This window comes from Halorubrum pallidum (assembly GCF_055380345.1).
Genome location: NZ_AP043945.1, coordinates 1,101,310 through 1,122,418 on the forward strand (window position 1 = coordinate 1,101,310; position 21,109 = coordinate 1,122,418).

Genomic DNA, 21,109 nt, shown 5'->3' on the forward strand with positions numbered 1-21,109 from the left:
CGTACGCGCTCGTCGCGGTAGTGGTTCCGTCGACGGCGGTCGGCCACTTTCGGTGGGCGAGTGGCCGAATCTGGACGACGCCGCGCCCCTCTCTGTCCCGCTGTAGCGACACCAGTCTCTTCGGTCGTCTCGGCCGCGCTCGGGGCCGGTGTATATAACTCCCACCAGGTCCGACTCCCGCACATGCCCGACGACTTGGACACTCCGGTTCTCGACAATCACCTCCACCTCGACCCGCGTCACGGCCGCGGGATCGACGCCGTCGAGGAGTTCGCCCGACTCGGCGGCACTCACCTGCTCGTGGTGAACAAGCCCTCGTGGCTCCTCGGCGTCGAGCCCGACGAGCCCGACGACTTCCGACCCGTCTTCGAGGAGACGATCGACGCGGTGGATCGTGCGACCGACGCGCTTCCGGGCCGGGCGTGGCCCATCCTCGGCGTCCACCCCGGACTGATCGACCGACTCGTCGACGAGCGGGGGTTCACGCCCGCGGAGGCCCGCGATCTCATGCAGGGCGGGCTGGAGGTCGCGAGCGAGTTCGTCGCCGACGGCGAGGCGCTCGCGCTCAAGTCCGGGCGACCGCACTACGACGTGAGCGACGCGATCTGGGAGGCCTCGAACGCGGTGACGAGACGCGCGTTCGAGCTGGGGGCCGAGCGCGACTGCGCCGTGCAGCTCCACACCGAAGCCGCGGAGGACTTGACCGATCTCGCCAACGTCGCGGAGGCGGCGGGAATGGACCCCGGACGCGTCGTGAAACACTACGCCGCGGGACGTCTCGCGGGGCCGACACCGAGCGTGATGAGCGACAAGGACCGCCTCGAACGGGCCGCGGAGTCGGGCGAGCCCTTCCTGATGGAGACTGACTTCGTCGACGACCCCGACCGCCCCGGAATGGTGCTCGGGCCGAAGACCGTCCCGCGCCGCGTCCGGTGGCTCCTCGACCGGGGATACGACGGGGCAGTCCGGCGCGCGCATGTCGAGACCCCCGCCGCAGTGTACGGGATCGACACCGAAGCCGCGCTGGAGTGAGCATCCGAAATTCCGCCGTCAAGCGGGTGTGACGCCATCTCGCGCGGCGATCGATAGGAAAGGCATTTGAGTAATCCGGGCAACGTACGGGGTATGACCGACGATGACGCCGTCGAAACGTTCTATACCGACGAACGCTGGCAGAACTGGCTCGACAGGCTCGAAGAGGAGGAACTCGACCCCGAAAACGAGGACTCGGCGCGACTCCTCTTGAACCTGCAAGACGACGCGGCGATCGCCGTCGTGAAGGTGCTCGCGGCGTACGACGACGGCCGCATCGACGAGGACCGTGCAGTCTCCGAGATCCACGACATCCGCGAGATCGTCCTCGCGGAGGTCTCGTTCGACGACGAGGACAAGGTCATGCTGATCGACGGCGTCCAGACCTCGCTCGTCCCCGTCTTCTACGCGGCCGAGGAGTACGTCGTCGGCGGCGTCGTCGAGGGCGACGTGAGCGAGTTCGTTCGCGCGGCCGCCGACGCCGAGGCCGAAGAGGACATCGACGCCGCCCTCGGCTACGTCGTGCAGGCCGGCACCCGGATCGTCGACGGCGAGTCGCTCGACATCGATCTCGTCGAGGACCTGGAGTACGGGCTCGTCTCCGAGTGGGTCAACGGGCTCGACTCGCTGCAGTCGGCCATCGAGGACCCGGAAGTCGTCGAAGAAGAGGACTGAGTCGCTCATTCGACCGGGCCGTCACGGCGACGCCGCGCCCTCGGACGGGCCGCACACATCAGTCTCCGACCGCGTTACGATTCTCGCTGCGCCGTTTGCTACCGATATTCTTCCCCAGATGCCCGAGTCGCCGCGTCACGCCGCGACTGCGAACAACAGCAGGTTGTGCGCCGCGGGACCGAGTCCCACGGACGCAACGAACCCCAAGAGCAGATACCCCTCGGCCGGCGTCTCACGGATGTACGCCGCGAACAGCCACGTCACGACGCTCGCGACGACGAGTTTGACGAGCAGGAACAGCCACCCCTCGCCGAGGACGGGCACCGGTGGGATCCCGCCGAGTTCGAGCAGGAGCCGCGAGACGGGCGTCCGTTCCCCGAAGCCGAGTTGCGTCGTGCCGATCGCGGTCGAGACGCCGTCGAGCGCGTGGCCGAACACCGCGAACGCGCCGACGCTCCCGGTGATCGCCGCCTCGGGCCGGAGGCGGATCAGTCCGACCCACGCGGCGCCCGCGATCGGGAGCGTCAGCGCCAGCGACGCGCCGGACCAGAACGCGCCGTCGGGCGACACGCCGGTCGCGAGCGCGACCGCGACGATCGGGACGAGGAGGCACGCGCCGCTCGCGGCGAGGGCGGTCGGCACGCGGTTCGGGCGGATCGCGGCGCTCGCGAGCCACGTCGCGCCCGCGAGCGCGCCCACGGTGAGGTAGACGGTCGGCGATCCGGCGAACGGAGCGAGGGCGGACGGGAGCGCGTCGACGACGTACAACACGTGTGCGGCGGAACCGAGCGCCATCCACGGGGCGAGCGCGAGCACGTGTCGGTCCGTGACCCCCGGGCGGCGACGGCGGAGTCCGATCAGGACCGCGACGACCGCGAGCGAGACGGCGAACAGGTGCGGTAGCGGCGGGAGCGTCGTCCCCGCGGGTACGAACGGAAGGCCGTCCATCAGACGGAGAGGACGGGCTGGCTCGCGTACAGGAGGACGTACTCGGCCGCCTTCCCGAGCACCTCGCCGGGGTCGCCGGAGACCGGTTCCCGCGGGACGACGATGAAGTCGGAGTCGAGTTCCTCGGCGGTGTCGAGGACGACGCTGCCCGGGTGGACGGTCTTCATGCTCATCGAGAACCCGTACGCGATGGAGTTGCTGTGAGGAACGCCGGCGGACTCGGCCCGGCGGGCGACGGAGTCCGTGAACGCCTCCGTGTCGTCGGCCACGTCGGCCTCGTCGACGACGCCGTGGTCTATCGCGCGGACCACGTCCTCGTCGAGCACGTACAGGGCGTGGACGCTCGCGCCGTACTCGGCGGCGACCGCGATCGCGTAGTCGACCGCCTCGTGTGACTCCTCGCTGCCGTCCACCGGCACGAGGACGAGGTCGATGTCGAGATCGGTCATACCCGAGTCGTCGTCACGGGTGGTGAAAAAGCCCGCCCCATGCGGTCGACTGCTCCGCGGATCAGAACTCGGACAGTCCGCGCTGTCCGTCCGGCTGACGGTCGCTTTCCGGCACGTTCGTCGCGACGATCTCGTCGACCGCGTCGCGGTTCTCCCCGTCGCTGTTGATGGCGCGGGTGGCGTCTTCGACGTCGACGTGGAACCCCGCCTCGGCGTACGGATCGTACATCACGCCGCTGTTGCTCACCACGACCGACACCCCGGCGGCGTCGAGTTCGCTCGCGACGTCGAGCAGTCGCGTCTGGTCCGCGCGGTCGAACCCCTCTGCGCTGTACTCGTTGAAGTTCGCGGTCGCGCTCATCGGCTCGTAGGGCGGATCGAAATAAACCAGATCTCCCGCGTCGGCGACGTCGAGGACGTACGCGAAGTCGTCGTTGCGGAGCGACGCGTCCGCCAGCACGCGGCTCGCTTCTCGGATCCGGTCGCGTTGCACCCAGTTCGGATTCGCGTACCGGCCCACGGGTACGTTGAACCCGCCGTCCGCGTTCTCGCGGTAGAGCCCGTTGTAGCAGGTCCGATTGAGGTACAACAGGAGTGCGGCCTCCGAAAGCGGGTCGAACTCGCCCTCGTACGGCCTTCGGTTGAACCGCGCGCGCTGCTGGTAGTAGTAGCTCTCGACGGAGCGACCCCGCGCCGTCTCCTCGGCGTACGGGAGGTCGGGGTCCGGGTCGCTCTCGGGGTCGTCGAACGACGTCAGCCGCTCGACGAGCGCGTCCGGTCGGTCGCGGACCTGTTCGTAGAAGTTCACGAGCCGCGGATTCGCGTCGTTGACGGTCGCGTCCCCGGATTCGAGATCGAAGAAGACCGCGCCGCCGCCGAGAAACGGCTCGTGGTAGCGGCCGAAGTCGGACGGAAACCGAGCGTACAGCTCGTCGAGCAGCTGCCGCTTGCCGCCCGCCCACTTCAGAATCGGCTCGGCCATGCGATGTCGGGAATCGCCGACGGGCGCGGATAAACGTCTCGGGCGAGCCGACGCGTCTCGCGAGTGACCGACGCCGCGAATCGGGTCACCGACCGTCGACAGCGGGTCACAGATCGGTGGCGACGCGCTCGCCGACGTCGAGCCCGTTCGCGATCGCCGCGTGTAGCCGCGCTTCGCCCGCGACCCAGTCGCCGAGGAGGTACAGTCCCGTTTCGCGCGCCGCGTCGACCGGATCGGTGTCGACCCCGGACTCGGGCAGCGCGTAGCGCCACCCCTGCGTGTCCGTCCAGTCGGGGTCGGCGAGTCGGTCGTCGCCGACGATCGCGGCCGCGTGTTCAGCGAGCGCGGAGGCGTTTTCCTCCGGATCGCGGTCGTAGTGTGCGCGAGACCAGTCGTCGTTCGCCTGCACGACGAGCAGCGTCTCGCCGTCGGGGACGTGCCCCGCCTTGCACTCCTCGCGTGAGATCCAGCCGACGGCGTGATCCTTGTCGACGTTGACCAGCCCGTAGTAGGGCGCGTCGATCTCGAACGGGTAGCGCGCCACCGCGGTCCATATCGTCCTGTACTCGACGGCGGAAACGGCGTCGAGGAGCGACTCGCGGATCGACGACTCCCACTCCGCGGTCCGCAGGAGATCCGCGGTCTGCGGTGCCGGAGGGTTCAACAGGAGCCGGTCGAACGGCCCCCACGTCTCTCCGGCCGCGTCGACCAGTTCCCAGCGCCCGCCGGCGTCGCCGGCGGCGGCCGTGTTGTCGCCTCCGACTCGTCGAACCGTCTCCACGCGGGTGCGTCGGTGAACGGTCGCGTCCGTCCGCGCGAACAGCCGCTTGGCGATCTGGGTGAGCCCCCGTCGGTAGCTCCACTTCCGCTCGTCGGCGTCGCGTCCGGGCGACACCGCACCGTCGGCGTCGAAGGTGTACACCGGCTCGTCGACGTCGACGAGCCCCTCGTCGTCGAGCGTCTCCGTGACCAAATCGACGACGCGCTCGTCGTCGGCCTTCAGGTAGTTCGCGCCGTAGTCGTAGGTCAGTTCCCCGTGTCGGCGGGTAGCCGCGCGGCCGCAGAGTCCGCCTGACTTCTCGATCACCGTCACGTCGGCGTCGGGGGCCCCGTCCGCCAAGACGAACGCCGCGGCCGCCGCGCCCGCTCCCGCTCCGACGATACCGATTTCGGTCACGCCTTCAGTACGTGACACACTCACTTAATCGGTGGCGTCGGCGCGCGCATCCGCGATGTCGTGGTCTCGCGAGCAAACGGTGTCGTCTCGATTTCGGACCGTCTCAGTCGTCCGCACCCACGATCAGCACGGGCGCGGACGCCCCGCGCTGTACTCGCACCGGGAGCGTCTCCGGATGGACGAGCCGATCGAAGCCGGTCCGACGCGCGGAGCCGACGACGATCAGATCGGCGTCGTGTGCGGCGGCGAAATCGAGCACCTCCCGATGTGCGGTCCCGTACCGGAACCACTTCTCCACGTCGACGCCGGCGTCCGCGCCGCGGGACTCGGCGTCCTCGACGAGCGTCTCCCCCTCACGCTCGTATCGCTCGACCGCCATGTCCCAGTGCTCGGTGGTGTCGACGACGTACAACGCGTCGACGTTCGCGCCGTGGGCGGCCGCGATCTCGACGCCTGCGTCGACCGCGGCACGACCGGCGTCGGTGTCTGTGGTGACGACGAGAACGCGCTCGAAGAGCGGCCCGGCCGCTCCCGATCCGGACGGCGCGGGTACGGACGAGCGCGTGACGGTCGAAGAGCTGTTCGTCGAATCGGACGCATCTGTGTCGGCTGACATGGGTTCTCAATGCCGGCCTCGCCGATCCGCGAGCGCCGGTTTCTCTCGAATACGCGTACGATCGGACGCCTCTTAACGATTTTCGACAGGATAAACGATTATCATTATCTATGTCCTAACCGGTGCTTGTGCGGAACTCCTCACAGATATTATTCGACGATTGCGAGAGATACGCGCGATTCGGTGAACGGAACCCCGATCGTGACCGCGACGGCAAGAACGACTGCAACGGCGCGTTTTAACTGGCGAGTCGGTTTGTACTGGTACGACGCGGATCATCGCACGAGGAGTCACATGACATCGACACACACCACCGACGCGACGGACCGAACCGATGGCTGACGAAGAGACCGACGGGGGCGTCGACTACGCGCGTCGCGCGGCCGACACGCTCGGCTTCTCGCGGTGGTGGCAGATCCTCGCCGCGGCGGGGATGATGGCCGCGGTGAGCCCGTATCAGTACGTGTGGTCGTCGATCGAACAGCCGCTGGCGGCGAATCTCGACATCGCGCTGCCGGCGCTCGGGGCGGTGTTCTCGTTTTACGTCGTCTTCCAGTCGCTCTCGCAGTTCCCGGCGGGGAAGTGGCGCGATCGCCACGGGCCGGGCGCGTTGACGTTCCTCGCCGCGGTGCTCGCCGGAGGCGGGTACCTCGGACTCGCGTACGCGACCGCGGTCTGGCAGCTGTACCTGCTGTACTCGATCGGAGCCGTCGGCGTCGGAATCGTCTACACGGTCGCGGTCAACACCGCCGTCAAGTGGTTCCCCGACCGCACCGGGCTCACGACCGGCATCGGGACGATGGCGTTCGCGGGCGGGAGCGCGCTCGTGGTCCCGTACGTCCGCGCGAACGCGACCATGGGAGCCTACGCCGACGTGCTCCGGAACATCGGAATCGCTATCCTCCTCGTGACGCTCGTCGGCGCGTACCTCCTGCGAGACCCGCCGGACGACTGGTTGGACGACGACGAGGCCGATATCCCGGAAGAGAGAGCCTCCGACGAGCCGGCCGCAGAGGCGGACGACGACAGCGGGCTGGCGGCGTCGCTCCGCGGGCGCGACTACGGCACCCGAGAGATGCTCTCGACGTGGCAGTTCTGGCTCCTGTACGCGATGTTCATCGCGACCGCCGGAGCCGACCTCATCGTCACCGCCAACGTCGTGCGGTTCGCCGACCACTTCGGGCTGGCCGCGGTCGTGGCGACCGCCGCGGCGACGCTCTTGCCCCTCGCCTCCGGCGTCTCGCGGATGATCCTCGGCGAGGCGTCCGACCGGTTCGACCGCGCGTGGGTGATGGCCGTCTCGTTCGTTCTCGCCGGCGTGTTCAGACTCGGGCTCATCGGTGCGGGCCGCGCCGAGGCCGGAATTCCATTCGTCGCGCTCGTGATGGGTGCGATGTTCTTCTCCTCGCCGCTGTACGTGTTCTTCCCCTCCATCGTCGCGGACTACTACGGCGCGTGGAACTCCTCCGGCAACTACGCCCTCCTCTACACCGCGAAGGTCGGCGGCGGCGTCTTCGCCGGGACGGTCGCCGGGTACCTCGTCGCGGAGTTCGGCTGGGAACCGACGTTCGCGCTCGGCGGGGGGCTCGCTATCGCCGCAGGACTCGCGACGTTCCTGTTGCGCCCACCGGGCGATGCGGGACTCGGCGACGAGAGCGGCTCGGCGGGCTGATCGATCACCGTCATCGGCGTCGGCAGCGGAGACACACTTGACCTCCTCCCGCCGTTGTTACGCCCCGCCCGCTGCCGCCCGCTCGATCGACCGCCGGAGCGCGTTCAGTCGTTCGCCGACGTCTCCGACCGCCGCGAGGACGGGATACGTCACCGAGAGATCCTGATAAGCGTACGTCTGTACGTCGACGTCGCCGGCGAGTGCGAGCGCGCGCTCGGTGTCCGCGATCACCCGCTGTCGACGCGCTGCGATCTGATCACAGTCCGATATGAGGACGTCCGTTCGCGCCCGACACGCGTCGAGCGCGCCGAAGTCCGCGTCCGTGCGCACTTCGTCCGCCATCGTCTCGCGTTCGTCGTCGAGCGTCGCGAGCCGCGATCTCGCCCGCTCGATCGACTCCTTTTCGGTATCGATCGCGTCCAAGAACTGCTCGCGTTCATCAAGTGCAACGTCGACGGCATTCACCAGCGACCGCTTGTACTCGCCGTGGAACCGAGCGGTCCGCGTGAGCGCGTATCCGATCTCCGGCCCGAACTCCGCCGCGACGCTCTGCTCGTAGGTGTCGTTGTACTCGACGTCGTAGTGCGGGACCGACATCACCGTCTCGACGTACGCGTCTCTGACCGCGGCGAGCCCGGAGCCGGCCGGCGCATGCGCCTCGGCAGACCTCTTGGCGTCGGCGAAGCCGGCACCGCCGGACGCGCTGCCGGCCTCTCTGCCCGCACTGGCCCCACCGCTTCCGCCGACGCCGCCCGTCGACGTGCCCTATTGGCGCCCCAAATTCCCTTCCAATTGTGGTAGGTTCTCGCCGAACTCAAAATAGTAGAATATCAGACACGGTATGATTATGGCTGACCAGATGGCGAGCATGTTATGGATCCAAGTATACACAGCGTGGAAGTCTCGAATCTGCCAGGAGACGATAAACGCGATAATCCCTACAGCGTAAGTAGCGTAGGTATCTCGGTTACCATCAAGGATAGCAAACATGCTCTTCGAGTCATAGATATTGACGAAGGCACGGCTAAGAATCACGATTATCCCTAGCATTTGAACTACAGAGAGGGTCCCGAATACGCTTTCAACGAGGTTCCGAAGTTGGATCGACATGAAGACCGTGGCTCCTACAAACCAAAGTAGAGCGATTTGCATCCCGGTGCGGGAATCTAATCCGAATAGTTGGATGAATTCGCGTGTGCTTTCCTTTGTCTGAGCGCTGGACCAGGCTTCGTGGATCAAGCCGAAAAGCAGGATGAGAAAAGCGTATTCTAGGAGGTAGTAATTGTCCTGGATCCACTAGGCATCCGTCTTTAGTTAGGAGACGAACCGCGTGACAGTGGCGGCTTATCGAGGCTACTTTTCGGAAGGAATGAGGAGGTGTCGAGTGTGCACAACGAAACCTCCTCATCACGGATTATGCGTCGGCTCACTACACTGTTTCCCTCCGAATTCCTCGAAGAGCACGCCGAGGAACTCGGCGTGGTCGAACGCGACCGCAAGCTCCAGATTCCCGTCTTCGTCTGGGCATTCGTGTTCGGCTTCGCCGCAGGCGAACGCCGAACACTCGCAGGGTTTCGACGCAGCTACAACTCCACAGCTGACGAGCCGATCTCACCGGGTGGGTTCTATCAGCGGTTGACGCCGACGCTCGCGGAGTACTTCCGCGACCTCGTCGAGCACGGTCTCGACGAGGTCGCTGTTCCCGACACTGTTGACGTTGACATCGACCGATTCAGTGATGTAATGATCGCTGATGGAACGGTGTTGCGGTTACACGAGTTTCTCGCTGATCAGTTCGAAGCCCGCCACGAGGAGCAGGCTGGAGCGAAGCTCCACCTGCTCCACAATGCCACTGAACAGACGATTGAACGGATCGACGTTACCGACGAGAAAGCACACGACAGCACGCTGTTCAAGACAGGGTCGTGGCTTGAGAACCGCCTCGTATTGTTCGACCTCGCGTACTTCAAGTACCGACGGTTTGCGCGGATCGACGAGAACGGCGGCTCCTTCGTGAGCCGGCTGAAACAGAACGCGAATCCGGTGATTACGGATGAATTACGGGAATGGCGCGGCCGCGCCATTCCCTTGGAGGGCAAGCAACTCCGTGATGTGCTCGACGATCTCGACCGGACGTACATCGATGTGGAAGTCGAAGTCGAGTTCAAGCGCGGGCCGTACAACGGGACGCGGTCGCTGGATACGAAGCGGTTCCGCGTCGTCGGCGTCCGCGACGAGGACGCCGACGACTACCATCTATACGTGACAAATCTGTCGCGAGAGGAGTTCTTTCCGGCGGATTTAGCGCAGATCTACCGGTGTCGGTGGGAAGTGGAGTTGCTGTTCCGTGAGTTGAAGACGCAGTACGACCTGGACGAGTTCGACACGAGCAACGAGCACGTGGTGAAGATCTTGCTGTACGCAGCGTTGCTGTCACTGCTTGTGAGCCGTGATCTGTTGGATCTGGTCACCGAGCAGGCGGATGATGAGCTCGTGTTTCCACCGGAACGCTGGGCGGCGACCTTCCGGTCGCACGCCCAGCTCATCCTCCACGAACTCGGTGAGCACCTCGGTTATTCGCCACCGCCGCTGTTGGAGCGGCTGATCGAGGACGCACAGAAGATCCACAAGCAACGACCGATCTTACAAGAGACGCTCGCTACCGCTACACAACCGAGGTGTGAGTCTTAACTAAAGACGAATGACCCAAGTACTTCCCCGCCGACGAGCCGGCTGAAAAGACGTACGATACGGGGCGGCTCAAGTGGCAGCGTGACATTCAGGGCGGCCGCGTCACGTTCGAATCGGAGCCCGACGCGATCACGGCTGATTTCGACCGTGAAGAGTACGAGGTGTACGACTACGAGAAGCGTCTCCCCAAGCGGTTCATGTCTGAGAAGTCCTCAACGAGCGTGTACATCGGCGCACCCGATGAATTCGCCGAGTGGATCGGGTACGCGGTCGAAGAGCTCCTCGGGGATCCCGCGGAAAATGGGGCGGAGCCGCAAAGCGCAGTAGGATCCGAATCCGATGACAGTACCGGTGAGGACTCCGGCGGGTTCTTCTCCCGGCTTCTCGGCAGATAGGCCCCACTACGCGTGTTTGGGATGAGTACTATCTGAAAGAGAGTGATTCAGCGAATGGGGCGTGGTGAGTTACTCGCCGAGTACCGAGGTCAGGTGTGCCTTGATCCGCTTCCGGCGCTCTTCTACAAACTTGTCGAAGTTCTCTAACTTGTGGTACTCGGGATCGGTCGGGATGAAGTGTCGGTCATAGAAGCCCTCATTCTGGTCGGTGACCCACTCCTCGAAGGGGGCGTCCTGTTTAGCGGTGTTCTCGCCTTCGGTGAGGAGCTGTAAGTTCGCTAGTTTGTCGCGCTCTTCGGTGAACGTCTGTATTGTCTCCTCAGAGAACTTGTTGTCCCGGAGGGCCGACTCCTGTAGTTGCGACGATGGGAAGATATGGTCCTGGTGTGGTTTGACGCTCCCCCAGTCGTTTTCGGGGTACAGTAGCGACAACGCGAGGAACGTTCGTTTGCTCCCCTTCGTGTACTCCAACACGTTGTCTGCGACGTCCTCGGTGAATCCGACGACCTTGTTCAGTTCCCGAACCTCCTCGTTGAGTTCTTCCAGCGGGAATTCTTCGCCGTCCGTTCCTTGGAGCACCTCGCGGACGGTTCGAAGCACCGTGTCGGCGTTCCCGGTGAACGTGCCGTTCAGCAGCGATGTGATCAGCCACTTTTTGATGTCTTGTTTCGTCTGATAGTAGTCCTCGTCGCTCCGTCGGAGCTTATCGACGGTCAACCCGGTCCGTTTGAAGTAGTACGCGACGGGGATGACGGCATTACGGCTGGTCAGTGTCTTCTCGTTGATCCCGAAGTGGTTGATCAGTGTCGCCGCGGTCTCGATCGCCCGTTTGATCTCGGGCCACTCGTCTTCGATTTTCGAGACGTTCTCTCGGTTGAACTGTCCGACGCGGTATCTGACGGGAAGATCGCTGAGGACCAGACACGATTTGAGTAGGAAGTCCTTTCCGTAACTGTTCGTCGCCGGGAGTTGTGTGTTCAGGTGGTCAACGAACGAGGTGAGCTCCTCGCGGGCGTTGTACTCCGTCCAGTTCGCTTGTGCGATCGAGAGCAGAAGGTCGGATTTCTGGAGCTGCGTGCCGCCGTCGTTCGTCCGGATGAAGATCTCCAGGACCCGGTCGATGTCCTGTTCCTTCTCCTCGAAGTAGGTGATGTACGACTTGTCGTGGATACCGCGCCAGAGCGCGCGGACGTTGCTCCCGACGTGACGCCGCCGCGTCACGTTCTCGGCATCGACGTGCTCGTTTTGGATCTCGTGGATGAGGTCCTCCTGTTCCTCGTGTGTTGGATGATTGAGGATCGTACCGGTTCTCAGCCAGAGGTCGTCGCCCCGGGAGACGACTCGTCCGTCGTAGTCGTCGACGGGGAGGAACTGGAACTCGTACCGGGTGGTTCGGTCCCCGCCTTCCTCCAGCTCTTCGTTCGGGTCCGACGTGATGTTCAGGTAGAGCCGAGACTTGTTCCACGCGCTTTCGTTCCGGTACCACTTGTACGGCTGCTTGTACGTGTACGTTCCTTTGAGTCCGATGTAGAATGACGAGAGTCGCTGTTGCCCGTCGAGAACGAGTTTCAGATCGCCGGACCCGTCGGGTACGACCTGTGAGTTACGCGTCTGCGCGTTCGTGTTGATGTATTTCGTGGTCGTGATGTAGTCCTGAATGAACCCGTACATCGTGTACTGGTCGCGGTTCCGGTCCTCGATGTCCCAGTAGAGGAACGTCCCGATCGGGTACCCCTGGAGGACCGAGTCGAACAAGTCGGTTATCTGGTCTCGCTTCCAGACGATTTCACGTTGGATGGCCGGTAACAAGTAGTTCTCCTGCTGTATTTCTCGAACGGCCTCGGCGATGGTCACCCGCTGGTCGTACATGTCACGGCGACTCACGGGGTAACGGGTTAACCGTTGTGTCCCTGTCTTCGGCTCTCAATGGCGTCGTGACCCGACGACCGAGTCCGAGGACGGCACGTTCTCGGGCGGACGCGATCGAAACGTCGCACTGCGTCACGTGCGGCATCACGGTCAGTATAGCATTTATATCGGAACCGGCACACTTGGAGTACGCGCAATGCCTGTCCTCGATGACCTCTCCGGATTCGAGTTCGAGGACGTGATGGAGGACGTCTTCCGGAACCTCGGGTACGAGAACGTCCGGCAGGCGGAACGCACGGCCGACGAGGGCCGCGACGTCCTGATGGAAGAGGTCGTCGACGGGACGCGGCGCGGCGTCGTCGTCGAGTGTAAGCACACGGAGTCGGTCGGGCGGCCAGTCGTGCAGAAACTGCACTCGGCGATTGCGACGTTCGAGTTCGACGGGCCGAAACGCGGGATGGTGGCGACGACTGGCCGGTTCACCGGCCCAGCCGTCGAGTACGCCGAGCGGCTCCGGCGGAACGACGACCCGTACCCGATCGAGCTGATCGACGGCGAGGACCTGCGCGAGATCGCGGACGAGATCGGGCTGGACCTGTACAACGGCCGGATCGAGATCCTGTGCGACGAGACGCTTCGGCCGTTCGACCCGGCGACGTCGGTGGCCGCACCCGTCGAGGAGGCGTTCCAGGACATCGACAACATCGAGTCGGCGGACCTTCCCGCGCCGCACTCTCGCGTCACGTTCCGACCGGTCGTCGCCGTGACCGCGGACACGAACGCGGTCTTCGAGACGTCGGTCGGCGTGATTCACCGCGTCAACGACCGGTCCCGGTTCGTCGTCCACGCCGAACGCGGCCGCCCGGAGGCCGCGTCCGGTGACGTCTCGAACCTCGTGACGGAGAACCTCCACGCGACCGTCGAGCTCGACGCGGACCGGTTCGAAGATCAGTTCGACGCGGTCGAAGAGCGACGGTTCGGGCAGACACAGACCGAGTACAAGGACTGGGCCGTCGACCGACTCCGGGACCACCACACGACGACGGTCTCCTACACGGGAGACAACAACGTCACGTACACGAAGACGTGCGAGCCGAAGCGCTCCGACGTCTCAGTCCAATCGATCGAACCGGTGTACCTCCCGCAGGTTCGGCACACGACCGACCTGGGAGAGTACACGTACCCGTACGAGTACTTTATCGCGGGGCCGTCACGCGTGACGAGTGAGGACGGGATTCACCGGTGCGTCCACTGCGACACGGCCGGGACTGACGAGGACTACACGTACTGTGCGAACTGCGGGAGCGTCAACTGCGACTCGCACATCAGAACGGAACGCCTGGAGGGAACGCCTGTCTGTACCGGGTGCGCGGTGACCGAGCGCTTCGCGTTCAAGACGAAGTACTTCTACGACGCGGAGAACCGGGACGCGTTCCGTGAGGAGTACGAAGCGATGCCGTTCTACGAGAAGGCGATGGAGAACACGCCGCTCGCCGTCGGCGCGGTCGCCGTCGTCGTCCTCGTCTTGCTCGGGGTGCTCCTCAGTATCGGCGGTCTCTGACTGGTCTTCCCGACACGCTCGCTTTGTTCTCTGGAGCCGATATTTGAAATCACGATTTCTGAAATCGTGATTTCCGAAATCGAGAGTTCTATCTGTGTGGACCGAAGACTGGGAGTATGGAACGATTCGTTGATCGGGACGTCGAACTCGATCAACTTACGGGCTGTTACGAATCCGAGACGGCGGACTTCGTCGTGATCTACGGGCGTCGTCGTCTCGGAAAAAGCGAGCTCGTCCGTCAGTCGATAGCCGATCGGGACGACGCGGTGTACTATCAGGCGGTCGAGTCCACGGCACCGAACCAACTCGAACAGTTCGTCGACGCCGCCACCGCACAGTTCCCTTCGCTACGGAACGTCCGCCGCGACTGGGAGGTACTCCTCGAAACACTCGGTGAGCAAGACGCCGTCGTCGTCATCGACGAGTTCCCGTTCCTCATCGAGGAGGACGAATCCCTCCCGTCACGGATCCAGCGAGTGTGGGACATGGAACTACAGGAGACGGGAATGACGCTCGTGCTCGTCGGTTCGTCGATCAGCGTGATGGAGGACAAGGTCCTCTCCGGAAGCGCACCGCTGTACGGTCGCCGGACGGCGACGATCGATCTGAAACCCCTCGACGTGGCCGACACGCGTCAGTTCTTCTCGGAGTACGACCCCGAGACAGCCATCACCGCGTGGTCGATCTACGGCGGGACACCGTACTACCTCCAGACCATCGACCCCGACCGGCCGTTAGGAGCGAACGTCCAGCAGGCGATCCTGTCAGAGCGCGGGCTCCTGTACTCCGAGCCGGAGTTCCTGCTTCGAACCGAACTCCGGCAGCCGAACACGTACTTCAGTATCCTTCGCGCGCTCGCTCACGGTCGTCGTACCCCGAACGAGATCGCAGGCATGGCCGGCGTAGAGTCCGGGTCGCTCAGCACGTATCTTCAGAAACTCCGTCGGCTCCGGCTCGTCGAGCGTCACATCCCCGTGACGGAATCGTCGACGGCCTCGAAGCGCGGTCGGTACCGCATCGCCGCACCCCTGTTCCGGTTCTGGTTCCGGTTCGTGTACGGGAATCAGGACCAGCTTCGAATGCTCGGCGACGACGCGTACGGCGAACTCGTCGCCCCCGACATAGCCGATTACGTGAGCCCGTTGTTCGAACGCCTCTGTCAGCAGGCACTCTGGGATCTCGTAGACCGCCGGTTCCGCGATGTCGGTCAATGGTGGTTCAAAGAACACGAACTGGACGTCCTCGGCCTCAGCGACGAGGGACTCGTCGCCGGCGAGTGTAAGTTCACGTCCCAACCCGTGAGCGAAGGCGTGCTCGCCGACCTCGAACGCACAGCGTCAGAAGTACGGTGGGCAGAAGGACCCGCAGACGGAGAGACCCTGTACGTCTTGTTCAGTCGGTCAGGGTACACCGACGACATCGAACGGACCGCTGACACGCGCGACGACGTCCTGCTCTTCGAGCTGTCCGATCTGATCACGCCAGATAGCGACTCGTGAATACGAAATCGGAACGAACTGCTCTGTTGAAGCTGATGACCACACTGGGGCCACAATCCATGGAAACGCTATTGCCCCGCTCTCCCTTGTCGATGAGTTGGATCGGTCCACTCGGAGATTTCGGCCCTCAGTCTCTCTGCCAAGGCTCCAACTTCGATTCTCTCGACAGTACTCTTAGTATCGACAGTCGCTGACGGATTCCCCTGCCGCGTTCGCTTTCGAGGCCAGTACCGGCCAGCGGGATCCCTTCCGGGTGAACGTTCTGACCGGCGCGCGCGGAGGTCCGCGACGCCACCAGATACTTATGCATCGATCCGAGTCATATAACAGGATTCCCGGACGGAGGCGACCAGCATACGCCGACCGGTTGAGTTAGGAAGTTTCCGACCCCCGAAAACGCGGCCCGAAATCACGATTCGGGCGCTAGGAAGTCTGAAAAGAAAGAAATCGCACGGTTACAGTCCGTGCGTACTACGTATGGGTTGGGGCGGATTCGAACCGCCGGCCTCCCGACGCCGTCCAGCGATTACGGCCCACAAAAGGCCGTAGGACGGCGCGGCACGAAGTGGTGAAGTGTGTGGTCATCTCTCCCGTGTACCACGCCCGGCGTGAGTCGGCTTCAGAGACAACCAATGAGCCGACAAATGAAGCCCGAACGCGCCGTCGAACGGTATCTCAAAGAACGGAAGCCCGAAGTCTCGGAGTCAACCCACTACAACCATGCCTGTACGCTTAACGCCTTCTTGGATTTCTGCGAGGAGGAAGGGTTAGACAACATCTGTGACGTGGATGGCTTCCACGTTCACGACTTCAAGATATTCCGCCGCGAGGTCGGGGGCATCAACGAAGTCACGCTCTACAAAAATCTCTGTACGCTCCGTGTCTTCCTCAAGTGGTGTCGCTCGATGGAACTGGTCGATTCGAGTGTCGTGGAGAACATGATTCTCCCCGACTTGGAGGACGACGCCCGCGATACGATGCTCGATGCCGAGCGCGCCGACCAGATACTCAACTACTTGGAGAAGTTCGAGTACGCCACCCTCCGGCACGCGTTATTCGCTCTGCTGTGGGATACCGGCTTCCGTATCGGAACTGCCCGTGCTATCGACGTAGAGGACTATCACCCGGAAGAGCAATACGTCGAAATCAGGCATCGACCCGAACAGGACAGTCCGCTAAAGAACGGGACGCGAGCCGAGCGCGAAGTGAATCTCCATCCGTGGGTGTGCGACATCCTCGATGACTACCTCCAAATTCACCGTAACGACGTGACAGACGAGTACGGACGCGAGCCGTTGTTTTCCTCATCGAGGGGGCGAACCGTTCGGTCGAATCTCCGGATGCCATCCGTCTTTAGCTAAGCGAAGAACCGCGTGACAGCAGCGGCTTATCGAGGCTACTTTTCGGAAGGAATGAGGAGGTGTCGAGTGTGTACAACGAGACCTCCTCATCGAGAATCTTGCGTCGTCTCACTACACTGTTTCCCTCTGAGTTCCTTGAAGAGCACGCCGAGGAACTCGGCGTGGTCGAACGGGAGGGGAAGCTTCAGATTCCCGTCCTCGTGTGGGCGCTTGTGTTCGGCTTCGCCGCAGGCGAGAGCCGAACACTCGCTGGATTTAGACGCAGCTACAACTCTACAGCCGATGAGACGATCTCTCCCGGTGGCTTCTATCACCGGTTGACACCGTCACTTGCAGAGTATCTCCGCGACCATTCGTCTTTAGCTAAGACTCACACCTCGGTTGTGTAGCGGTAGCGAGCGTCTCTTGTAAGATCGGTCGTTGTTGATGGATCTTCTGAGCATCCTCGAGCCGCTCCAGCAACGGTGGTGGTGAGTAGCCGAGGTACTCACCGAGTTCGTGGAGAACAAGCTGGGCGTGCGACCGGAAGGTCGCCGCCCAGCGTTCCGGTGGAAACACAATCTCGTCGTCAGCCTGCTCGGTGACCAGATCCAACAACTCACGGCTCACTAGCAGCGACAGCAACGCCGCATACAGCAAAATCTCCACCACAACAGGGTTGCTCGTGTCGAACTCATCTAGTTCGTATTGCGTCTTCAACTCACGAAACAGCGTTTCTACCTCCCATCGACACCGATACAGCGTCCCTAGATCTGCTGGGAGAAACTCTTCTCTCGGTAGATTTGTGATATACAGATGGTAGTCGTCGGCGTCCTCGTCCCGGACGCCGACGACGCGGAACCGCTTCGTGTCTAGCGACCGTGTTCCCTCGTACTGACCCCGCTTGAACTCCGCTTCGACCTCTACGTCAATGTACTCCCGCGAGAGATCACCGACCACGTCGTGGATATTCTCCCCTTCCAAGGGAATGGCGCGGCCGCGCCATTCCCGTAGTTCCTCTGTTATCACCGGATTCGCGTTCTGCTTCAACCGGCTCACGAAGTAGCCGTCGTTCTCGTCGATCAGCGCAAAGCGGCGGTACTTGAAGTACGCTAGGTCGAACAAAACCAGCCGTCCATGCAGCCACGATCCCGTCTTGAACAGCGTGCTGTCGTGCGCTTTTTCATCGGTCACATCGATTCGTTCAATCGTCTGGTCGGTGGCATTGTGGAGCAGGTGGAGCTTCGCTCCAGCCTGCTCCTCGTGGCGAGCTTGGAACTCGTCGGAAAGGAACTCGTGCAACCGCAACACCGTTCCATCAGCGATCATCACGTCCCTGAATCGGTTGATATCAGCGTCAACAGCGTCGGGAACAGCGACCTCGTCGAGACCACGCTCGACGAGGTCGCGGAGATACTCTGCAAGTGACGGTGTCAACCGGTGATAGAAGCCACCGGGAGAGATCGTCTCATCGGCTGTAGAGTTGTAGCTGCGTCTAAATCCAGCGAGTGTTCGGCTCTCGCCTGCGGCGAAGCCGAACACAAGCGCCCACACGAGGACGGGAATCTGAAGCTTCCCCTCCCGTTCGACCACGCCGAGTTCCTCGGCGTGCTCTTCAAGGAACTCAGAGGGAAACAGTGTAGTGAGACGACGCAAGATTCTCGATGAGGAGGTCTCGTTGTACACACTCGACACCTCCTCATTCCTTCCGAAAAGTAGCCTCGATAAGCCGCTGCTGTCACGCGGTTCTTCGCTTAGCTAAAGACGGATGGTGGCGAAGGTCAAGCGACATATCCGTCGGAAGGTGTTGGACTACCAGCACAAAATCACGACGTGGCTTGTCCGCGAGTACGATGCTGTGTTCGTCGAGGACTTGGACGTGAAGGGGATGTTGGAGCAGTCGCACAGCGCTCGCAACAAGCAGGACGCGGCGTGGCGACAGTTCATCACGCTCCTCGAATACAAGGCAGACTTGTACGGCTGTCACGTCGTTCAGGTGGAAGCAGCAGGAACAACGAAAGAGTGCGCGAAGTGTGATGTGGAGACGCCGAAACCCATCTGGGTTCGAGAACACTCTTGTCCGTCGTGTGGCTTCGAGTGTGACCGGGACGCGAACGCAGCGATGAACATCTTACAGCGCGGCTTTTCTGAACTAGGGCTGGGATGGCCCGAAGACACGCCTGTGGAGACTGCGCTCCCTACGGACACCCATTCGGTGTCTGCAAAGCGCGTCATAGAAACAGGAAGCCCCATCACCAGAACCAAAGGTTCTGGTTAGCAGTCAGAAGCTCCGCTTCTGACGACACCCTCAACGAAGCCGCACCAGCGGCTGAGTAGGGTGGGGTAGTTCACGCCGCGTCAGCGGTCTGTGCTCGTCAGCGGTTCCACGCCGCGTCATCGCGATCGATATGTCTGTCACCGGGCGGTAACGCGTCGACGGCCCTGAGGACCGAGTCGGGTATCTCGGCGGTGACGGCGCGCAGATTCTCGGCGACGTGGTCGCCGGTCGCCTTCGGAATCGGAGTCACGCCGCGGGAGACCGCCCACGCGAGCGCGAGGACGGCCGGGGACCGGCCGCTCCGCTCGGCGATCGAGAGGAACGCCTCGTCGTCGAACAGCGCGCCCCGAGCCAGCGGCGAGTACCCGACGAGCCGGTGGTCGAACTCGTCGGCGAGCGCGCGAAGCTCGGTCTGTTGAAATCGCGGGTGACACTCGACCTGATGGGCCGCTATCGGTGCATCGAGGATATCGCGGGCCTCTCGAAGCAGATCCGGCGTGAAATTCGAGACGCCGACGTGCTCCGTGAGCCCGTCCGCCCGGAGTTCGTCGAAGGCGGGCAGCGTCGCCTCGGCGTCGTACGCATCGGTCGGCCAGTGGACGTACAGAAGGTCGACGCGGTCGAGTCCCAGCCGATCGAGGCTCTCGCGGGCCGTCCGTCGGACGTCCTCGGGCGCGAGATTCGTCGGATGGATCTTCGTGGCGACGGTCACGTCCTCGCGGTCGATGTCGACGGCCGGATCACCGCAGACGCGCTCGATCCCGTCGCCGACGGCCGCCTCGTTGTCGTACATCTGTGCGGTGTCGACGTGGCGGTAGCCGTCTTCGAGCGCGGCGGCGACGGTCGCGGTGCACTCGGTCGGATCGTCGAGCCCGGAGGTTCCGATGCCCAATGGGAGATCGAGCGGCGGCATACGCGGGAGTTCCCGCCCGAGGCTCAAAAGGGCACGCCGACGGGCGGTAAGCGAGCGCGTCCGACGACCCGCACACGGTTCAGACTCTTCGCCGTTTCGGCCGGTAGCGGTTTTCACCCCGCTGGAAACCCCGTAGCGTTATATAGGTCTCTGAGGGCCTATCGTCGCGTATGACCAACGGGATTCACGTCGAACTCTCGGTATCGGCCTGCGACGGCTGTCCGGTCTCGGCGCTCTCGTCGCACACGCGGGTCGAGGAGTTCCGCGTCGACCCGGCGGACAGACGGGTCGAGTTCGTCGCCGACGATCCGCCTGACGACCCACCCAACGGGCTGGATCTCGTCGAGTTCGCCGGACAGACGCACGGTCGGTACGAGATCGATTGCGAGCGCGCTGCGACCGACGGCGGTGTCGCAGTCGGCGCGGACGGGGCGGAGCAGACTGTCACAGGGGGCGCCGCGCCGTCCCCCGTTTCCGATGGATCGGTCACCGGCGAGGGGCCCTGTGACGGCTGTTCCTGCGGTGGATTTCCGGCGGCGTTCGCCAACTTCCCGGTCTCGCCGCGCCGCACAGAGATGGACGACGGCGAGCTTCTCGTGTCGTTCGTTCTCACCGGTCACGAGGAGCTACAGGCGATCGTCGACGAGTGCGAGGCCGCCGGCCTCGGCGTGGAACTTCGTCGGCTCTGCGTCGACCGCGGAAACGAGAGCGACGACGACTGCTGTCGCGACGTCGTCCCCGTCGACCTCGCTGGCGTGACGGACCGACAGGCGGAGATCGCGGCGGTCGCGGCCGAGAAGGGGTACTTCGGTACCGGCGGGGCGTCGGCGACCGACGTCGCCGAGGAGTTCGACCTCGCGAAGTCCACGGTGTCGGAGCACCTCCGTATCGTGACGGACACGCTCTTTTCGCAGGTGTTCGGCGACGGGAATCGTACTTAAACCACCGAACAGTTCGCCGTCAGGTACGCCGGGGGGTAGACCGTAGTGATCAGTAGCGGGGTCGAACCTAT

At 63.5% G+C, this 21,109-nt stretch carries 16 protein-coding genes and 4 pseudogenes; 11 read left to right on the top strand and 9 right to left on the bottom strand.

Annotation, left to right across the window (positions count from 1 at the left end; all coding sequences use genetic code 11):
* Nucleotides 1-183 precede the first annotated feature (183 nt).
* On the top strand, nucleotides 184-1,032 hold the full coding sequence (locus ACZ45C_RS07275) for a TatD family hydrolase (RefSeq protein ID WP_460559744.1): 849 nt from the start codon (nucleotides 184-186) through the stop codon (nucleotides 1,030-1,032).
* A gap of 93 nt (nucleotides 1,033-1,125) precedes the next feature.
* A complete protein-coding gene (locus ACZ45C_RS07280; protein ID WP_460559742.1) occupies nucleotides 1,126-1,707 on the top strand; it encodes a DUF2150 family protein in 582 nt (193 codons plus the stop codon).
* Between the two features lie 135 nt (nucleotides 1,708-1,842).
* Here the strand turns inward: ACZ45C_RS07280 and ACZ45C_RS07285 are convergent, their stop codons facing one another.
* The 5 genes from ACZ45C_RS07285 to ACZ45C_RS07305 all read right to left on the bottom strand — a co-directional run bounded on the left by ACZ45C_RS07285 (nucleotide 1,843) and on the right by ACZ45C_RS07305 (nucleotide 5,879).
* Nucleotides 1,843-2,655 carry a DUF63 family protein gene (locus ACZ45C_RS07285; protein WP_460559740.1) on the bottom strand — a complete coding sequence of 271 codons (813 nt, stop codon included), beginning with the start codon at nucleotides 2,653-2,655 and terminating at the stop codon, nucleotides 1,843-1,845.
* The gene (locus ACZ45C_RS07290) at nucleotides 2,655-3,104 is read right to left on the bottom strand and encodes a universal stress protein (RefSeq protein ID WP_460559738.1); all 450 of its coding nucleotides are present in this window, start codon (nucleotides 3,102-3,104) and stop codon (nucleotides 2,655-2,657) included. Before ACZ45C_RS07290 ends, ACZ45C_RS07285 begins: the two co-directional genes overlap by 1 nt.
* A 61-nt stretch (nucleotides 3,105-3,165) precedes the next feature.
* Nucleotides 3,166-4,086 carry a DNA adenine methylase gene (locus ACZ45C_RS07295; protein WP_460559735.1) on the bottom strand — a complete coding sequence of 307 codons (921 nt, stop codon included), beginning with the start codon at nucleotides 4,084-4,086 and terminating at the stop codon, nucleotides 3,166-3,168.
* 106 nt (nucleotides 4,087-4,192) lie between these two features.
* Nucleotides 4,193-5,263 carry an NAD(P)/FAD-dependent oxidoreductase gene (locus tag ACZ45C_RS07300; protein WP_460559733.1) on the bottom strand — a complete coding sequence of 357 codons (1,071 nt, stop codon included), beginning with the start codon at nucleotides 5,261-5,263 and terminating at the stop codon, nucleotides 4,193-4,195.
* A gap of 103 nt (nucleotides 5,264-5,366) precedes the next feature.
* Nucleotides 5,367-5,879 (bottom strand): universal stress protein, encoded by a 513-nt coding sequence (locus ACZ45C_RS07305; protein ID WP_460559731.1) that lies wholly within the window; start codon nucleotides 5,877-5,879, stop codon nucleotides 5,367-5,369.
* A 334-nt stretch (nucleotides 5,880-6,213) separates the two neighbouring features.
* Here ACZ45C_RS07305 and ACZ45C_RS07310 point away from each other — a divergent pair, with 334 nt between their 5' ends.
* A complete protein-coding gene (locus ACZ45C_RS07310) occupies nucleotides 6,214-7,551 on the top strand; it encodes an MFS transporter (protein ID WP_460559729.1) in 1,338 nt (445 codons plus the stop codon).
* A 57-nt stretch (nucleotides 7,552-7,608) separates the two neighbouring features.
* Here the strand turns inward: ACZ45C_RS07310 and ACZ45C_RS07315 are convergent.
* Nucleotides 7,609-8,247, bottom strand: a pseudogene (locus ACZ45C_RS07315) (DUF7260 family protein); the annotation flags it as partial.
* Between the two features lie 720 nt (nucleotides 8,248-8,967).
* Between ACZ45C_RS07315 and ACZ45C_RS07320 the strand changes: the two are divergent.
* Both ACZ45C_RS07320 and ACZ45C_RS07325 read left to right on the top strand, forming a co-directional pair.
* Nucleotides 8,968-10,242: an IS4-like element ISH8B family transposase gene (locus ACZ45C_RS07320; protein WP_010890432.1), complete on the top strand. Its 1,275-nt coding sequence runs from the start codon at nucleotides 8,968-8,970 to the stop codon at nucleotides 10,240-10,242.
* Between the two features lie 14 nt (nucleotides 10,243-10,256).
* Nucleotides 10,257-10,637: pseudogene (locus ACZ45C_RS07325) on the top strand (hypothetical protein); the annotation flags it as partial.
* Nucleotides 10,638-10,706: 69 nt separating this feature from the next.
* Here the strand turns inward: ACZ45C_RS07325 and ACZ45C_RS07330 are convergent.
* The gene (locus tag ACZ45C_RS07330; protein ID WP_460561879.1) at nucleotides 10,707-12,506 is read right to left on the bottom strand and encodes a GmrSD restriction endonuclease domain-containing protein; all 1,800 of its coding nucleotides are present in this window, start codon (nucleotides 12,504-12,506) and stop codon (nucleotides 10,707-10,709) included.
* A 196-nt stretch (nucleotides 12,507-12,702) separates the two neighbouring features.
* Here ACZ45C_RS07330 and ACZ45C_RS07335 point away from each other — a divergent pair, with 196 nt between their 5' ends.
* The 4 genes and pseudogenes from ACZ45C_RS07335 to ACZ45C_RS07350 all read left to right on the top strand — a co-directional run.
* On the top strand, nucleotides 12,703-14,067 hold the full coding sequence (locus ACZ45C_RS07335; protein WP_460561877.1) for a restriction endonuclease: 1,365 nt from the start codon (nucleotides 12,703-12,705) through the stop codon (nucleotides 14,065-14,067).
* Between the two features lie 116 nt (nucleotides 14,068-14,183).
* Nucleotides 14,184-15,566 (top strand): ATP-binding protein, encoded by a 1,383-nt coding sequence (locus tag ACZ45C_RS07340; RefSeq protein ID WP_460561875.1) that lies wholly within the window; start codon nucleotides 14,184-14,186, stop codon nucleotides 15,564-15,566.
* A gap of 644 nt (nucleotides 15,567-16,210) precedes the next feature.
* Entirely contained in the window at nucleotides 16,211-16,927 is a 717-nt protein-coding gene (locus tag ACZ45C_RS07345) for a tyrosine-type recombinase/integrase (protein ID WP_460561873.1), read from the top strand.
* A gap of 98 nt (nucleotides 16,928-17,025) precedes the next feature.
* Nucleotides 17,026-17,277 (top strand): annotated as a pseudogene (locus tag ACZ45C_RS07350) (IS4 family transposase); the annotation flags it as partial.
* A 13-nt stretch (nucleotides 17,278-17,290) separates the two neighbouring features.
* Here ACZ45C_RS07350 and ACZ45C_RS07355 read toward each other — a convergent pair.
* Nucleotides 17,291-18,562: an IS4 family transposase gene (locus ACZ45C_RS07355; RefSeq protein ID WP_464374339.1), complete on the bottom strand. Its 1,272-nt coding sequence runs from the start codon at nucleotides 18,560-18,562 to the stop codon at nucleotides 17,291-17,293.
* Nucleotides 18,563-18,668: 106 nt separating this feature from the next.
* Between ACZ45C_RS07355 and ACZ45C_RS07360 the strand changes: the two are divergent.
* Nucleotides 18,669-19,184 (top strand): annotated as a pseudogene (locus tag ACZ45C_RS07360) (RNA-guided endonuclease InsQ/TnpB family protein); the annotation flags it as partial.
* Between the two features lie 97 nt (nucleotides 19,185-19,281).
* Here the strand turns inward: ACZ45C_RS07360 and ACZ45C_RS07365 are convergent.
* Nucleotides 19,282-20,097: an aldo/keto reductase gene (locus ACZ45C_RS07365; protein WP_460560508.1), complete on the bottom strand. Its 816-nt coding sequence runs from the start codon at nucleotides 20,095-20,097 to the stop codon at nucleotides 19,282-19,284.
* Between the two features lie 170 nt (nucleotides 20,098-20,267).
* Between ACZ45C_RS07365 and ACZ45C_RS07370 the strand changes: the two genes are divergently transcribed.
* Nucleotides 20,268-21,038, top strand: coding sequence for a helix-turn-helix domain-containing protein (locus ACZ45C_RS07370; protein ID WP_460560510.1), 771 nt, complete (start codon nucleotides 20,268-20,270; stop codon nucleotides 21,036-21,038).
* Nucleotides 21,039-21,109 lie beyond the last annotated feature (71 nt).